Genomic DNA, 15,559 nt, shown 5'->3' with positions numbered 1-15,559 from the left:
TTTAATCAGTGAAGGTTTTGTTCATCCCCCACTGATTATCATCCCTCACCAATCGGGCTTTTACGGGCGCCCGTTAATGCGGGATAAAATTTAAACGCCATCCTAATGTTTACGAAATGAAATTAAAAAAGAATCCCAATGGAATTCCATTGGGATTCTTTTTTTTAATTTGTAATAGCGTATATTTTCACTGTGAATTTTCTAGTGGCACCAATTGGACTTGCAATATAATATTTAGTATTTGTGTAAGCTTCAGTCCTAGATTCATGTGAAATATTTTTCCAACGAGTAGAATCTATTCCTAGGGAAACATCAATCATTACATTGAAAGAAATAGTAGAAGGATAATCTTTTTCTGAAGGCTCAATAACCCATTTTAATTCTTTGGTACCTACAGGTAAACTATCAATTTTAAAGTTTTGGCTGGATCGATTTTGTTGCCCTGATAAAGGACTAGATTCAGATGATATTTGTGAAATTAATATTTCTTTTTCATTTGAATGTATACCATTTAATTTAATGATACTATCAATTAAACCTGGACCGGGAAAATCAGCTGCGATGATACCAGAATGTTTAATTGCGCCTTGTTGTAAGAGTTCGGTCCCAAGTGTATTCATCCCCCCATAGTATACTTGTCCGTTTCTATCACGAGGGAAATCACTCCACGCATTAGTGGAATTCGTTTGAATCAATTTAGGACTACTGTCAGTATTCCTGCTCTCTTTTCCGCTTGCAACAAACCAAGGATATACATTATTTAAAAATGCGGCTGCGCCTCCCGTACCACTAAAATGGTTGAGATAAATTTTTCCATTATTAAAATTAATATTTGTATTTTGTAGATGGTTTTTTATCGCAATCCATTTTGTATATATTTCGTCTGGTCCGCTTCCAATTTCAAATTTATCTTGTATATTTAAACCTTCGTAATCAATCCCGTACAATTGAGCGGATGTAAAGTTTTGTAAGATTACAATTTTTCCGCGGGTATCTCCTAAAGTAGGGTTATTTCTATCTGAAGTTGGTACGGAATTAGGATCCCAAAAATATGAAGCATTAACGTTTTTATATTTTAAAAATATCTCCTCAAATGATAGAGATCCACTTTCAGGATTAGTTTCTTCTTTTAAGCGCATTAATATTGTTTCTGTTGGATGATCTTTTAAAAATTGAATGGTCTCTTTTAATACATCTTCAAACACTGCTTTTTGATTTACAACGCCATGATACATTGCAAAAGAATCTTTTACACGTTTAACACGCATATCTACATATCGAATTCCGGAATTTAATTGTTGGGATAAACTCATAGTTTGATTTCTTGTCAAATTTTCATCAAGAAAACTCGCTCCATGTAAAGCCATCGTACCGTGAGTCCCTGGAATAGATATTTCACTTATTTTTGTTGAACCTTCTATTTTCGACATCCACGATGGATTTTGATACCCTATATTGGATTCATAGGAGTAACCTGGATGACTATCAGCTAAAATAGTAGATGGTGTACTTAAACTTGCTAGTGTAATACAAGTAAGGATGCTAATTTTAAAGAAATTTCTCATTTTTATTTTGTTCATTTTTTCTCTCCTGACCTTTAAACAATTGTTAGATGATTTTTTACTATATTTATTGTTTTTCATTCTTAAGATAATAAATTTTTGTATTTAAAAATAATTAACAATAGGAGGAGTAAGTTATTTGAGACTTTAATAATTTTTTATTATAAATTGTCCCTAATAGCCAAACGGATTCTTGAAAACTCGAAGTATAGCCTCCAAAAAACAACTGTTTATCGTATTCAATACAAACAAAACAGAAGTCCTAAAAAAGACTTCTATTTTGTGACATATAATGAATGATAAGGTGGTAAACAAATCAAGATAATGTGATTGAGTGGTAAAAATTTATTAATAGCTGTTTTAGAATCTCTTATAACAAGGCTGATTACAAAAAGCGGATCTCTACACTGCTAATAAAAATTGAAAAATTCTACTCATTAAAACTTAGACTAACTACAGTTGCAATTGATTGGGCTGCATGTTCCCAGCTTCCATCTATAACTTTACCAATCTGCTGACCAAGTGCATTTAAATCATTTGGATTAACTGGAATTCCATTATACGCAGCAAGAATTGATAAAAGTGGAGCAGCAAATGGTGTCCAACCACCTCTGTCAATATTAAATACAGGTTTATCTAGTACCTTTCCATCTTGTACTGTAAACTCATAATAAAATTGATCATCTGGACGAAAACTTAAATGATGAGAGATTTGCCCCTTAACATATTTTTTTCCTGCACCTAGATTTACTACTTCTATTTCCTTTACATTAAATTCATGTTCAAATACTTTGATTTTTTTGACTTCTGGACCATTTAAGGCAGCTTGAACGGCTGTTTCCAAATTGTTTTGTGCAAAAGGTTGAATACTTAATTGTGCCTCTTTTAGTTGAATAGGAGCCTCCTTTTCTGCAGCAAACACCGAGGTAGTAGGTAGTGCACCTGTAGCTAACGTAGCTGCAAGTGCCGTTGTCATCATGATTTTTCGTTTCATCTTCATAGTTTTCCTTCCTCTCTTAAAGTTATGATATATAATTTTTTAAGATTGACACGGTACAATTTTTTTCATAATGCACGCAAAAAACTGGTTTAAGAACTATGTGAAAAACGTGTCGGAAAATTAAAATTAATTATATATGTATTTTAAATGATATATATCTACACATATTTTTTCAATTTTTAGATAAATTAAACAGTCATTACTGCATAAGAGTCAATTTAGCACTTTATTTATCTATACACTTCCTATAAACACATTTAGTTCATAGTAAAAGTAATATATTTGATATTAAATGTCTTGCATAATGCGATAAAATTTCACAATTTTTTATCAATATATACAGAAAAAAGTAACGAAACTTAAGTGATATTTAATACTTTTCATATTTGTGAAGTATGTGAATTTGCTTATTGTAACATCTAAGATGTTAGATGTTGTTTTTTAAACATTACTTATCCGGATTCATGAAAAGTATTTTAATATATTTTTTATTTTATATAAAAATATATAGTTTTAATATTAAAACTAAAATATGGAAGTAACATAGGGGATTTACGCATATAGTAATGTTGATGGTGAAATTAACAAAATTTTCATTTAAATCAGATAAATCTATGATGTTTTTAACTTATAATAATGTTACTACGATGAAAAAATGGCTACTAATTAGTTAATTTAAAAATCAATTTTAGATAGGAAGAGGATAATGAAGACCAGAGATACTTATAAAATTATTGTAATTGGTGCTGGGACTGCAGGAATATCTTCTACTGCACATTTATTAAGAAATATCCCCCTATTGAAAGAAAGTATAGCGATTATTGATCCGTCAAAAAAACATTATTTTCAGCCACTATGGAGTTTAGTGGGGGGAGGAATTGTTTCAAAGGAAAGTACAATGCGTGATCAAGAATCGCTTATTCCAAAAGGGGCAACGTGGATCCCTAAAAGTGTTGTTAAGTTATTTCCGGATGAAAATAAGATACTGTTAGATGACGGACTGCTGCTTGAGTATGAAATTCTTATTGTAGCAGCTGGTATACAAATAAATTGGGAAGGTATTAAAGGCTTAAAAGAATCTATTGGGACTAATGGGGTATGTAGCAATTATTCTTATACATATGTTGATTCTACTTGGAGAGAAATCGAAAAATTTAAAGGAGGAAATGCGCTTTTTACCCACCCTAATACTCCTATTAAATGCGGTGGTGCTCCACAAAAAATTATGTATTTAGCAGAGGAGTATTTTTGTAATAGTGGTGTAAGAAACAGAAGTGAAGTAATGTTTTATTCTGCAAACAGTAACATCTTTCAGGTTCCGCGATATGCAAATACTTTAGAACAAGTACTAGAAAGAAAGCAAATTATAACGAACTATAATAAAAACTTAGTAGAGATTATCGCTGAAAAAAGAGAAGCAATTTTTGAAGATATGCAAACAATGAAAAGAGAAACAGTACCATATAGTATGATACATGTTGTTCCACCAATGGGACCACCTAACTTTATCAAAGAAAGTGAGATAAGTGATCATCAGGGCTGGGTAGATATAAGTCCTTATACTTTGCAGCATGTACAGTATAAGAATATTTTCGGACTTGGAGATTGTACCAATTTACCTACCTCTAAAACTGGAGCAGCAATTCGAAAGCAAATACCTGTCTTAAAACAAAATATTATGGACGTACTTAACGGAAGAGACTTGCAGGCTAAATATGATGGATATACATCATGTCCGATTGTTACAGGATATAAAAGTCTTATACTCGCTGAGTTTAACTATGAACATGAGCCACAAGAAACGTTTCCATTTAATCAAGCGAAAGAACGGTATAGTATGTTTTTACTTAAAAGATATATGTTGCCATATATGTATTGGAATTTAATGTTGAAAGGGATTATGTAAGGAAAGATAGAGAGTAGTTGTAAAAATTGAAAAGTAATTTGAAATAAGTATTCGGAGGGAATAGTTATGCTTTTAAAATATTTTTATGATGAAAAATTAGCTCATGCTTCCTATTTAGTTGGTTGTCAGAAGGAAGGCGTAGCAATTGTTATTGATCCTAGCCGCTATATAGAACAATATATAGAATTTGCTAAGAAAGAGGGGATGGAAGTAATTGCTGCGGCTGAGACTCATATTCATGCCGATTTTCTTTCTGGGTCTAGAGAACTTTCTTATCTTTATCATGCAAATTTATATGTATCTGATGAAGGAGATTGTGATTGGAAATATCAATATCTTAACGAAGGTCGATACAAATTAGTTAATGAAGGCACAGAGTTTAAAGTAGGTCATATAAAATTTAATGTAATTCACACCCCAGGGCATACGCCTGAAAGTATCTCTTTTTTAGTAACTGATACAAGTCAAAATAATTTTACGAATGATAAACCGATAGGGATTTTCACAGGTGACTTTATATTTGTAGGAGATATAGGAAGACCTGATTTATTAGAAACAGCTGTTGGTATGAAAGATACAGCACAAATAGGAGCGAAACAATTATTTGATTCTATACAAAAAGTAAAAATACTCCCTGATTATTTGCAAATATGGCCATCACATGGTGCAGGAAGCGCATGCGGAAAAGCATTAGGAGCAATTCCAACTTCTACATTAGGTTATGAAAAGATGTTCAATTGGGTATTTCAATGTAATGAAGAAAGTGATTTTGTATCGATTTTATTGACGGGACAGCCAGAGCCTCCAAAGTATTTTTCATTAATGAAGAATTTAAATAAGTATGGTCCTCCAATTCGTAAGAAGAGAAAGATTACTACTATTAATACAGTAGAAGAACTCCAAGAAGTTATGAGGAGTGTTCAGCAAATAGTTGATATAAGGGATGTAGAGAGTTTTGCTTCTGGTCACATTGAAAAATCAATTAACATACCTTATAACAATTCTTTTACAACTTGGTGTGGATGGTTACTAGATTATAAAACAGAGACTTTAATCATTCTAGATGAGGAAAAGGTTAAAGTGGAGGAAGTCATTAGGGACTTTGAATCTATTGGGCTAGATAATATTGTTGCTTTTGTACCTTTAAAAGTAATAAAAAAATTTGATATATTAGAAAGTTACAAGGAAAAAACATCAATTGAATTATATCGGCATATAAAAGATAGAAGTGTTAAGGTTATCGATGTGCGTAGTAAAAAAGAGTGGGAGGAAGGACACCTTCATGATGCAATACATATTACTTTAGGTAATCTATTTGAGAAGATAGATTCTATACCAAAAGATTGCCCAATAGTTTTACAATGTCGAACCGGGTTGCGTTCAGCTATAGCAGCTAGCATTTTACAAAAAGCTGGTATAAAGGAAGTAGTGAATTTAAAGGGGGGATTTATTGCATGGAAAAAAGAAGGGCTTCCTTATACAACATGCAATCTCAACGCGTAGGAAAATATTATATGACAGGTAAGAATAATTAAAAGAAGTTATAGATGACGTGTTAGACAAGGAAAGCATAATTGTTGCAGCTTCAGGAAATACATTAGGATTATTAATTGATTATCCAGTTAAATATGAAAATGTAATGTTTGTTTCAGCATTAAAGAATTTGACATTGGATCCATCTTTTATCGAATGGCAGTGTTGGAAGTACTTAGGTATTATCAATAAGAACCCAATCAAAAATTCTCTTGGATGCAAGAGAATTTTTTTATTGGGAATAGTAAGGGGGAGGGGAGGTGCATTACATATGGGAAAAGGTAGAAGTAATAATGCTGGTAAAAAGCAACCGAATTTTGATGATTCATCTAATTTTGCTAAACAAAGCCAACCGACAGAAAAGAAGAAGAAATAAGAACAGGAGCTCTCTTGATAAAGGGAGCTCCTGTTAAAAGTGGATTGACGTTTCAGAATAACATATCGATGGATTAACCCAATAGCCATAAATACAAGGTTTTAATTTTTACGAAGGGCACCTAATTTAATATTATTGTCCCGCTTTTTTATACTTATTGATGCGTTAAATCCATTTGAGATGCTCCTTAATGGCGTTGGGCGTGACCTTAATTAAAATTTTTTAAACCTAATGGGACTTACCATTAAGAGGGCGAGGATTAAAGTAATCCATGCATTACTATATGAAAACAATGCCATACCAGCCAATGATAATCCTGCAGCTGGAATAGGTAATCCCTTAAAATATCCAATAGTTGGTTTAATACTAAATTTAGCTAATCTTAAAGCACCCATTGTTGGGAATAGGATAAATGCCAAAGAAGTTAAAATAGAAGGTGTTGCTATCGTATGAAATAAAAGCGCAGGAGCGACGCCGAAACTAACAATATCAGCTAAGGAATCCAATTCTACGCCAAACTCACTGTTCACTTTTAATTTTCTCGCAATTCTTCCATCAAGAAAATCTAAAACAGCTGAAAAGAAAATGAAAATGGAGGCTACTCCCAAATATTCATTCATATTCAAGGTGATTGAGAAAACGCCGCACAATAAATTTCCAATCGTAAATAAATTCGGTATGATTTTTACAAGCTGATTAAACAAGTTTGTTCCTCCTAAATTAATTAAACTTCACATTTCTGTAGCAATTTCTATATATTCTTCCGTTATTCTTAAAAATATATGACCACTGTATTACTGTAAGCTAATTAAATTTCGATAAGAGAAAAATTGATTTCTTAAACGTTCCGCTGGTTTATAAAAATGTTTAATCATTTTCAGTACGCGTTATTGAATATTAGCACTTGATAGTTGATATTTCGAGTAGTCAGGGATTTTCCGGTTCTGGTGCAAAAAATTCAAGGTAATTAAAAATAATCTCTAAAAAGGAGACATAATGATACTATTATTTTAAAAAGGTTCGTGGTTGGTATCGAATATAAAAAATTGGAATTTTTATACAAAAGGCACCCGAAAGGGTGCCTTTTGTACCTCTTAAAATGACTGAAGATGCGTTTACTTGAGTTCATTAGATAGTTAGAGGTTGATAGACTATCTTTAACGAAAATGTTGCGTAGTTCATCTACATTATATATCGATTTAATAATGAACGGGGATTTAGAAAGTTCCAAGGAAAGTACATATCAACCTGATTGGAAGATTGGAAATTTAATAACTGGTGATACATTTTACTTAACGCAATATTTTGGTGCGCAAATGAAAATTTTTAAAGTCCACACAAATGGTACCCTAGAACGATTTCAAACAATAGAACCAGAATTAAAATAAAATTTTTGCAGGATCAATTAAATTCATTCCTTGTTATGCAAACACATTTTCAGCGGAAATAACTTCATCACTATTTTGCGCTAGACAGACTTTATAAAAAATGGTTACATTTCCTGATCTTGAAATAATCCTCTCAAATTGCAATTCTACTTTTTTTGCAAATTTTACTGCATCAACAATATTTGTAGAAGTAAATGCTACAAAAGTTTTTCAAATGAAATTTATAAAAGCTTGATAGGCAATACCAAGGGAAAAGACCGTAGCTACCATATGTGCAGTCCATTTAGGCATATTTAAATTTAATACGGTATTGTACAAGATTCCATATACGATACAAATGATTAATACAAATGCAATGAATTGAAGAGCTAACAAAAATAGTGGTTGATCCATTTATTCTCACTTCCTTTGTTTAATATATTAATATAATTTATTTGAAAGTAGAAGTTTTATTTCTATAAAGTTCCAAAAATTTGATGTGAAAGGGATATTAGTAATCACAAGAATTGATGCAACTATGATGTAACTAAAAATAGTATTACAAAATCAATAAAATAGTAAAGAAGGTCGCCATTCACGGCGACCTTCTTTACTATGCGTTATACCCAAATAATTTTAAATCTTCTCCAGACCCTGAAATGATTTTCTCAAAGCGTAATCCTACTTTTTCTAAAAGCTTTCCTGAGGCGATGTTATCTATAGAAGTAATTGCTACAATTCGTTTCATGCCGAGCTTTTGTACACCGTATTCGATTATTGCAGAAGCTGACTCGTAGCCATATCCTTTTGAACGGAATGTTTCTAAAAAGGCAAATCCGATATCAACGTCTTCTAATGAATCTCTTTTAATAAGGCCACACATACCAAGTGGAGTGAGATCTTCTTTTCGTTCTACTAAGTAAAGGCCAAATCCGAGTTTGTTATACATATCGATGGGACCGTTTACAATATAATTTTTTGCATCTTCTAAGTTTCTAACCCCTTTGTCACCGATAAACTGAATCCATGCAGGATCGTTTACTAACTCAAGAATAAAAGAAGCGTCTTTTATATCAAACCAACGAAGATTTAGACGTTCGGTTTCAAGAACTATCAATTATTACACCACCTTTAAAAAGTTATAACAATTAGTATGGATTGTGTAAAACAAAAGTGCAACATATTTTAATGGGGGTGTTTGTTCACATAAAGTTCGTTTGTTTTGTATAGAGAGATATTTTATAATTAGGATTGATTGTAAAGAGTGAGATACTTATACAATGACTCCTAGGTGACTAGGAGTTTTTACTATATAACTATCATTATTACTAAATATGACACACTACACATTCTACTCAAGGAGGTACATAATGAAGAAATTATATAATGCATCGTTTACGTATTTGATTATCGGTTTATTATCAGGGATTTTCGCTAGGGAGTATGGTAAGTATAAAGGGATTTTAGGATCTACTTTGTTAAATCTTTTGCATACACATACACTTGTACTTGGCTTTTTCTTCTTTTTAATTGCTTTAGGATTAGCAAAAGTATTCGCGTTTCATGAAGTGAAAGGGTTTAATAAGTGGTTTGTTTTACATAACATTGCATTAACATTAATGTTAGGTTCGCTAGCAGTGAGAGGGCTTCTTCAGTTAAATGGAGCTGACTTTAAAGGGTTAACTTATATTGTAGGGTTTTCTCATTCGTTGATGGCAGTTACTTTAATTTGGTTTATGTTGTTAATAAAGAAATCGTTTAAAATGTAGTGAAAAAGAACTTGTAGCGTGTGCTGCGGGTTCTTTTTTGTATGTTCAGGTTAAATAATCTTATTTTTCTAATTATTTTGTATAAAGATGGTATACTTGTTTTAAAATTAAAAAGGAGAGTTGATTATGGAAATAACAATTGAACATGTAGTAAATGAATTAAGAGGCATACTTCCTGAAGATCGAGTAGTAATAAATATGACAGTACGAGAGTTACATAGTAAAGATGAATCTTACCACGTTAGTAGTTTACCTGATGTAGTTGTTTTTCCAAAAACGACCGAAGAAGTTAGCACGATAATGAAAATAGCGAGTCAGCACGGAACAGCTGTCGTTCCATTTGGAGTAGGATCCAGTTTAGAGGGACATGTAATTCCTTACGAAAAAGGAATTACAATGGACTTTTCTCTTATGAACAAAATATTTGAAATAAGAGAAAAGGATTTTCTTGTGAGAGTACAGCCAGGGGTGACGCGCTCTCAGCTTAATAAAGAATTGAAAAAGTATGGATTATTTTTTAGTGTAGACCCAGGAGCTGATGCAACGTTAGGAGGAATGGCTGCTACAAATGCGAGCGGAACGACAGCGGTAAAGTATGGTGTAATGCGTGATCAAGTTCGAGATTTAGAAGTCGTTCTTGCTGATGGAGGAGTAATACATACCGGGAATTTAGCGGCGAAGTCATCATCAGGTTATCATTTAAATGGTATTTTCGTAGGATCAGAAGGAACACTTGGATGTTTCACGGAGTTAACTTTAAAAGTATACGGTATACCAGAACATGTTATGGCTGCGAGGGCATCGTTTCCAACTATAAATGATGCAGTAGAAGTTGTAATTAACATATTACAAGCAGGTATTCCAATCGCGAGAATTGAACTCGTTGATGAATTATCTATGAAACAAGTAAATTATTACAATGAAACAAGTTACAGAGAAGAACCGACACTGTTTTTAGAGTTTCACGGCAATGAAGCAGGATTAAAGCAAGATATTGAATTTACGAAAGAAATCGTTCTTGATCATAAATGTATAGAAATTACGTTTGAGACGGAAACAGCAGCGAGAAATAAACTGTGGGATGCAAGACATAACTTAGCGTACTCTTACGTGCATAGTTATCCTGGTAAAAAGCTAATGAGTACAGACGTATGTGTGCCAATTTCGGAATTAGCTGGAGCGATTCAACATGCGAAAGAGGTATTAGATAAAGTAGGGCTTATTGGCGGTATTCTAGGTCATGTTGGAGATGGGAATTTCCATGTACTCTTAATGATTGACACAAATGATAAACAGGAAGTAAAGAAGGCGGACGAAATAAACGAAAGTATCGTTCTGTATGCTCTTAAACGAGGAGGAACGTGTACAGGAGAACATGGCGTTGGAATCGGGAAACGAAAGTATCAAGAAGAAGAACATGGGGCGGCATTATTTGTAATGGAGAAAATAAAGAAAGTTCTTGATCCGCAAAATATTTTGAATCCGAAAAAGGTGTTTCAATTAAAAGATAGGGGCTGAGTGGATGAAAGTACTAGAAGCGATAAGTAATATAGCTGGAAAGTATTTTGCATTTTGGGTTATTTGTATTGCAGCTGTTGCATATTTCATTCCCGCGCCATTTCTCGGGTTAACTAGTTACATAACGATTTTACTTGGGGTTGTCATGTTTGGGATGGGATTAACATTGAAGGCTGTTGATTTCAAAATCATAGCTACAAAACCATTACCAGTTATTATCGGTGTATGTGCTCAGTTTATTATTATGCCACTTGTCGCATACGTACTAGCCTACGTTATGAATCTGCCAGCGGAATTAGCAGCTGGGTTAGTGTTGCTCGGTTCAGTACCGGGTGGCACTGCATCAAATGTTATGGTTTATTTAGCAAAAGGGAACTTAGCGTTGTCTATTGCAATGACTTCAGTATCAACGTTACTAGCACCAATTGCTACACCGCTCATTCTACTATTACTTGCAGGGCAATGGATGCCAGTAAATGCTATGTCCATGTTTCTTTCTATCGTACAAGTCATTATTGTGCCTATTATTTTAGGACTAGTAGTGAAAAAGTTTTTCCCTCATATCGTTAATAAAGGAATGACTGTTATTCCTTTAATATCAGTTGTAGCAATTATCATAATTGTTTCTGCAGTTGTTTCAGCAAATGTAAGTAGCATTACTTCTTCAGGACTTCTTATCTTTATTGCGGTGATGCTCCATAATGCTTTCGGTTTTTTGCTCGGATATATAACTGCGTTCGTACTTGGACTAGACGAAGGGACAAGAAGGGCTATTTCAATAGAAGTAGGAATGCAAAATTCAGGTTTAGGTGTTGCGCTGGCGACAGCACATTTTGGACCGGTTGCTGCACTCCCAAGTGTATTAGCGGCAGTATGGCATAACATTGCAGGGCCAATATTAGCAACCATCTGGTCAAAAAATACAAAGAATACTTTCAGCGATGAAAATGTATCAATAAATATAGAAAAATAGGAATGATAAATAATGCAAAAACGTATTGTACATTTTGAAGGAATGGTTGTATTTTTAGCCACGATTTATATGTATTCGATATATGAGTTTAGTTGGATTATATTTTTTGTATTCCTTTTAGCGCCGGATCTATCAATGTTAGCATATGGTATTAATAATCACGTTGGTGCGAAAATATATAATGTATGTCACGCATATATCATATCCATATTAATTGTTCTAATAGGTGTCTATTTTAAGATGGATATCGTTATAATGATTGGCTTAATATGGACAGCACATATTGGAATGGATCGAATGTTTGGATATGGATTGAAATATGAGACGGATTTTAAGGATACTCATATTCAGAGGTTATAAGAAAAAGTATTCATATTTACAGCGGGTCTATTAAAATATTGAACAAAATTCAGTGAATGAATTTCGTTCAATTGTTGAGAAATATATATATAGATAGATATAAATAATCGAATTATGTTATTTTTATGATAATTAAAAGAAGGAGAGTGGATTTGATGAATATACAAATCACTGGCAATGAATTAATTAATAAGATGCTGAATGATTGGTATCGAGATATTAGAGCTCAACGTATAAGTGAAGCAAAAAAATTAAAAGAAGAGATCGATAAAAAGCTTTATATTATCGAATCAGATATAAAGGTTTCATTTCACTATTATCTGTTAGAATTTCGATATAAAGTGCTAATAGATGGTTTAGGTAATTTGAAAAAAGCTTTTGATAAAATAGATGCATTGCCTAAACCAAATGATGAATATTCTAATTATTATTATTATTTATTCAAAGCCATTCATTATACAATTCTTACTAATTATAGTGAAGCTAGCAACTATTTTGAAAAAGCTGAAGGGTTATTAGAGTATATTTCAGATGAAATTGAATATGCAGAGTTTAATTATAGAGTTGCTATATTAAAATACCACTTGCATTACGCATATTCAGCTATTGAATACGCTTCAAAGGCAAGAGATATCTTTGTTAAACAAGCAGGGTATGAAGTGAACATAGCGCTGTGCGAAAATATATTAGGATTATCTTTTTCGGAATTAAAGCAGCATGATAAAGGTGAGGAATATATTGCGTCAGCAATAAACATTTTACAAAAAAATGATGCAGAAATGTTAGTATTAAGAATCAGACATAATTTAGGTTTATTGTATGCGAGTCAAAATCTTTCAGTTTTAGCAATTAGACACTTATCTGAGGTTTCTAAAAAAATGCCTACTCATTATAAGGCAATTTTTTTAGAGGCAAGAGAATATTATAAATTAGGTGAAATAGAAAAAGCGAAGGAATTAATTGAAAGTGGATTGAAGGTTTGTGAGGAATTAAAAAATGATGAATATAGATATCACTTTTTAATTCTAAAGGGATTTTGTCAGCATTTAGAGGTAGAAAAAATAGAAAAAATTATTCTTGAAGGTTTTTCTTACTTTGAAAGAAAAAATTTATCGGAGTATATTCACGAATATACTGAAAGTCTGGCATTAGAGTTTCATAAAGTAGGTAATATAGAAAAAGCAGAAAAGTATTTTTTTATGAGTTATGAAATAAAAAAGAGAATATTTGAAAAAGAAGCATTAAAATAAAGAAAAAACTTGGATTATCTATAATGGGAATAGCAGCTGGAGTTATGGGGTTTTATGGTAGAAGGTCTTTGCAATAAATTAGCTCACAGTGGATATGGTGGAACGTTTATAATTATAAAACCTAATGAAAATCCATATGCTGTCTCTGAAGATACAACGATGCCTGCAAAACAAACCTTCTATTGAACGTGGGTAATTAAACAAGTCACAAATTATAATTTGTGACTTGTTTAAGGTTGGATACTAAATGTGTTGCTTTCAATATTGAAAGCAACTTTTAAGTTTGTGATTAATAGTTAACTTAATAAATTTTGGGTTAAAATAAAAACAAATTTTTAATCAAGTCCCACAAAAAGTACGATAAGGGCGATTCGTCGGTGCAGGCGGAATGCAGTATTCTTCTTGATCTGTAGAATACGCATAAGGATTTGATAAAGCTTCAAGGAGTTTCTCCAATACGCTATAGTCGTCATTTGTAACAGCTGCTTCTAGTGCTTCTTCTACACGGTGGTTCCTCGGGATGATTGATGGGTTATTATTTTTCATCATCTCGTAGGCGTTTTCTTTTGATTGTTCTTGTCTTTCTAATCGAGATTGCCACAGTTTGTACCATTCTTTAAATTCAGGACTTTCAAATAGAGCTGTATTTTCGATAGCATCGAGAGTTAATGAACGGAATGTATTTGTATAATCCGCTTTATATTTCTCCATCATTTTTAAAAGTTGCTCAATAAGTGATTGATCTTGTTCTTCGTTGCTAAATAGTCCTAATTTCTTTTTCATTCCAAGGAACCAATTGTTTTCATACTGTACGCTAAATTTCGAAATTTCGTCTTGAGCGATTTTTAGTGCTTCTTCTTCATCTTCGTGCAGAATCGGTATTAAAGATTCTGCTAGTCGTGCGAGATCCCATGCGGCCATATATGGTTGATTTCCATATGCATAACGACCTTGTGTGTCAATAGAGCTAAATACAGTTCCTTGGTCGTAATTGTCCATAAATGCACAAGGACCGTAATCAATTGTTTCGCCACTGATCGTTATATTGTCAGTGTTCATTACGCCGTGAATAAATCCAACAAGTTGCCATTTTGCGATAAGACTGGCTTGTCTTTTAATGACTTCTTGTAGTAATGCAGTATATCGGTTTTTATGAGATTCAATTTCTGGGTAATGCCTTTTTATCGTATAGTCAGCTAGTGATTTCAGGTCCTCTATTGAACCACGAGCTGCAGCATATTGAAATGTACCGACCCGTATATGACTACTAGCGACTCTAGTTAAAATTGCTCCAGGTAATTTTGTTTCACGATAGGTTGGTTCCCCGGTTGTAACAACTGCTAAACTGCGAGTAGTCGGAATATCAAGTGCATACATTGCTTCACTAATAATATATTCACGTAGCATCGGACCGAGTGCAGCACGGCCATCTCCTCGGCGTGAATAGGGAGTAGGGCCAGAACCTTTCAGTTGAATATCGAAACGCTCACCTGAAGGAGTAATTTGTTCGCCAATTAAAAGAGCACGACCGTCGCCTAACATATTAAAATGTCCGAATTGATGACCAGCATATGCTTGAGCTAATGGATGAGCTCCTTCTGGAAGTCCATTGCCAGCGAAAATGGCAATTTCAGCTTCCTTTTTCAGTTCTTCAGGGGTTAAGCCAAGAGATATCGCTAATGAATGGTTTAGTTTAACTAACTCCGGTGAACTTACGGGAGTAGGGGGGATTTCTGTATAAAATGATTGTGGTAAAGTCGTATAACTATTATCTAAATTCCAACCTGTTTCATTATTTTTAGTCATTGTATCTCCTCCTTTTTGTATTTTAAATTATGTATTTGTACGTATATATTCTTTGTAAAGTTAACTAAAAGTATAATATAATATAATATTTCCCCTTGCAATCTATTGTAAGGACTTCATTGCACTATGTCTATTTAAC

General features: G+C 32.9%; 16 protein-coding genes. 10 read left to right on the top strand and 6 right to left on the bottom strand.

Features of this window, described 5'->3' with window-relative positions; all coding sequences use genetic code 11:
• Nucleotides 1-164: 164 nt before the first annotated feature.
• A complete protein-coding gene (locus tag MHH27_RS17860; RefSeq protein ID WP_065229160.1) occupies nucleotides 165-1,580 on the bottom strand; it encodes a phosphatidylinositol-specific phospholipase C in 1,416 nt (471 codons plus the stop codon).
• Between the two features lie 412 nt (nucleotides 1,581-1,992).
• A complete protein-coding gene (locus tag MHH27_RS17855) occupies nucleotides 1,993-2,562 on the bottom strand; it encodes a hypothetical protein (RefSeq protein WP_000782798.1) in 570 nt (189 codons plus the stop codon).
• Between the two features lie 706 nt (nucleotides 2,563-3,268).
• Here MHH27_RS17855 and MHH27_RS17850 point away from each other — a divergent pair.
• The 3 genes from MHH27_RS17850 to MHH27_RS17840 all read left to right on the top strand — a co-directional run bounded on the left by MHH27_RS17850 (nucleotide 3,269) and on the right by MHH27_RS17840 (nucleotide 6,377).
• Complete coding sequence (locus tag MHH27_RS17850; RefSeq protein WP_061661125.1) at nucleotides 3,269-4,468, top strand: FAD/NAD(P)-binding oxidoreductase; 1,200 nt, start codon at nucleotides 3,269-3,271, stop codon at nucleotides 4,466-4,468.
• Nucleotides 4,469-4,534: 66 nt separating this feature from the next.
• A complete protein-coding gene (locus MHH27_RS17845; RefSeq protein WP_098329517.1) occupies nucleotides 4,535-5,971 on the top strand; it encodes an MBL fold metallo-hydrolase in 1,437 nt (478 codons plus the stop codon).
• A 49-nt stretch (nucleotides 5,972-6,020) separates the two neighbouring features.
• Entirely contained in the window at nucleotides 6,021-6,377 is a 357-nt protein-coding gene (locus MHH27_RS17840; RefSeq protein WP_225988587.1) for a hypothetical protein, read from the top strand.
• Between the two features lie 212 nt (nucleotides 6,378-6,589).
• Here the strand turns inward: MHH27_RS17840 and pssA are convergent, their stop codons facing one another.
• Complete coding sequence (gene pssA / locus MHH27_RS17835; RefSeq protein WP_071714627.1) at nucleotides 6,590-7,081, bottom strand: CDP-diacylglycerol--serine O-phosphatidyltransferase; 492 nt, start codon at nucleotides 7,079-7,081, stop codon at nucleotides 6,590-6,592.
• Between the two features lie 501 nt (nucleotides 7,082-7,582).
• Between pssA and MHH27_RS17830 the strand changes: the two genes are divergently transcribed.
• Nucleotides 7,583-7,765, top strand: coding sequence for a DUF5065 family protein (locus tag MHH27_RS17830; RefSeq protein ID WP_043352867.1), 183 nt, complete (start codon nucleotides 7,583-7,585; stop codon nucleotides 7,763-7,765).
• A 210-nt stretch (nucleotides 7,766-7,975) separates the two neighbouring features.
• Here the strand turns inward: MHH27_RS17830 and MHH27_RS17825 are convergent, their stop codons facing one another.
• Nucleotides 7,976-8,158, bottom strand: a complete 183-nt coding sequence (locus MHH27_RS17825) for a hypothetical protein (protein WP_071714626.1) — start codon at nucleotides 8,156-8,158, stop codon at nucleotides 7,976-7,978.
• A gap of 199 nt (nucleotides 8,159-8,357) precedes the next feature.
• Complete coding sequence (locus MHH27_RS17820) at nucleotides 8,358-8,861, bottom strand: GNAT family N-acetyltransferase (RefSeq protein WP_016512486.1); 504 nt, start codon at nucleotides 8,859-8,861, stop codon at nucleotides 8,358-8,360.
• Between the two features lie 253 nt (nucleotides 8,862-9,114).
• Here MHH27_RS17820 and MHH27_RS17815 point away from each other — a divergent pair, with 253 nt between their 5' ends.
• The 6 genes from MHH27_RS17815 to MHH27_RS17790 all read left to right on the top strand — a co-directional run bounded on the left by MHH27_RS17815 (nucleotide 9,115) and on the right by MHH27_RS17790 (nucleotide 13,800).
• Nucleotides 9,115-9,513, top strand: a complete 399-nt coding sequence (locus MHH27_RS17815) for a DUF2871 family protein (protein WP_016512487.1) — start codon at nucleotides 9,115-9,117, stop codon at nucleotides 9,511-9,513.
• A gap of 126 nt (nucleotides 9,514-9,639) precedes the next feature.
• Nucleotides 9,640-11,031, top strand: coding sequence for an FAD-binding oxidoreductase (locus MHH27_RS17810; RefSeq protein WP_097924137.1), 1,392 nt, complete (start codon nucleotides 9,640-9,642; stop codon nucleotides 11,029-11,031).
• 4 nt (nucleotides 11,032-11,035) lie between these two features.
• A complete protein-coding gene (locus MHH27_RS17805) occupies nucleotides 11,036-12,004 on the top strand; it encodes a bile acid:sodium symporter family protein (RefSeq protein ID WP_072939282.1) in 969 nt (322 codons plus the stop codon).
• 12 nt (nucleotides 12,005-12,016) lie between these two features.
• Nucleotides 12,017-12,364, top strand: a complete 348-nt coding sequence (locus tag MHH27_RS17800) for a DUF4260 domain-containing protein (RefSeq protein WP_340943570.1) — start codon at nucleotides 12,017-12,019, stop codon at nucleotides 12,362-12,364.
• A 155-nt stretch (nucleotides 12,365-12,519) separates the two neighbouring features.
• The gene (locus tag MHH27_RS17795) at nucleotides 12,520-13,614 is read left to right on the top strand and encodes a response regulator aspartate phosphatase (RefSeq protein WP_141548256.1); all 1,095 of its coding nucleotides are present in this window, start codon (nucleotides 12,520-12,522) and stop codon (nucleotides 13,612-13,614) included.
• A gap of 54 nt (nucleotides 13,615-13,668) precedes the next feature.
• Entirely contained in the window at nucleotides 13,669-13,800 is a 132-nt protein-coding gene (locus tag MHH27_RS17790) for a hypothetical protein (protein WP_000229164.1), read from the top strand.
• Between the two features lie 153 nt (nucleotides 13,801-13,953).
• Here the strand turns inward: MHH27_RS17790 and MHH27_RS17785 are convergent, their stop codons facing one another.
• Nucleotides 13,954-15,420, bottom strand: coding sequence for a protein adenylyltransferase SelO (locus tag MHH27_RS17785; protein ID WP_098236182.1), 1,467 nt, complete (start codon nucleotides 15,418-15,420; stop codon nucleotides 13,954-13,956).
• Nucleotides 15,421-15,559 lie beyond the last annotated feature (139 nt).

Source organism: Bacillus sp. FSL L8-0152 (assembly GCF_038006365.1).
In the GTDB taxonomy this organism is placed as follows: domain Bacteria; phylum Bacillota; class Bacilli; order Bacillales; family Bacillaceae_G; genus Bacillus_A; species Bacillus_A cereus.
The sequence above is the reverse complement of the archived record's forward strand: the minus strand, read 5'-3'. Positions and strand labels throughout refer to the sequence as shown.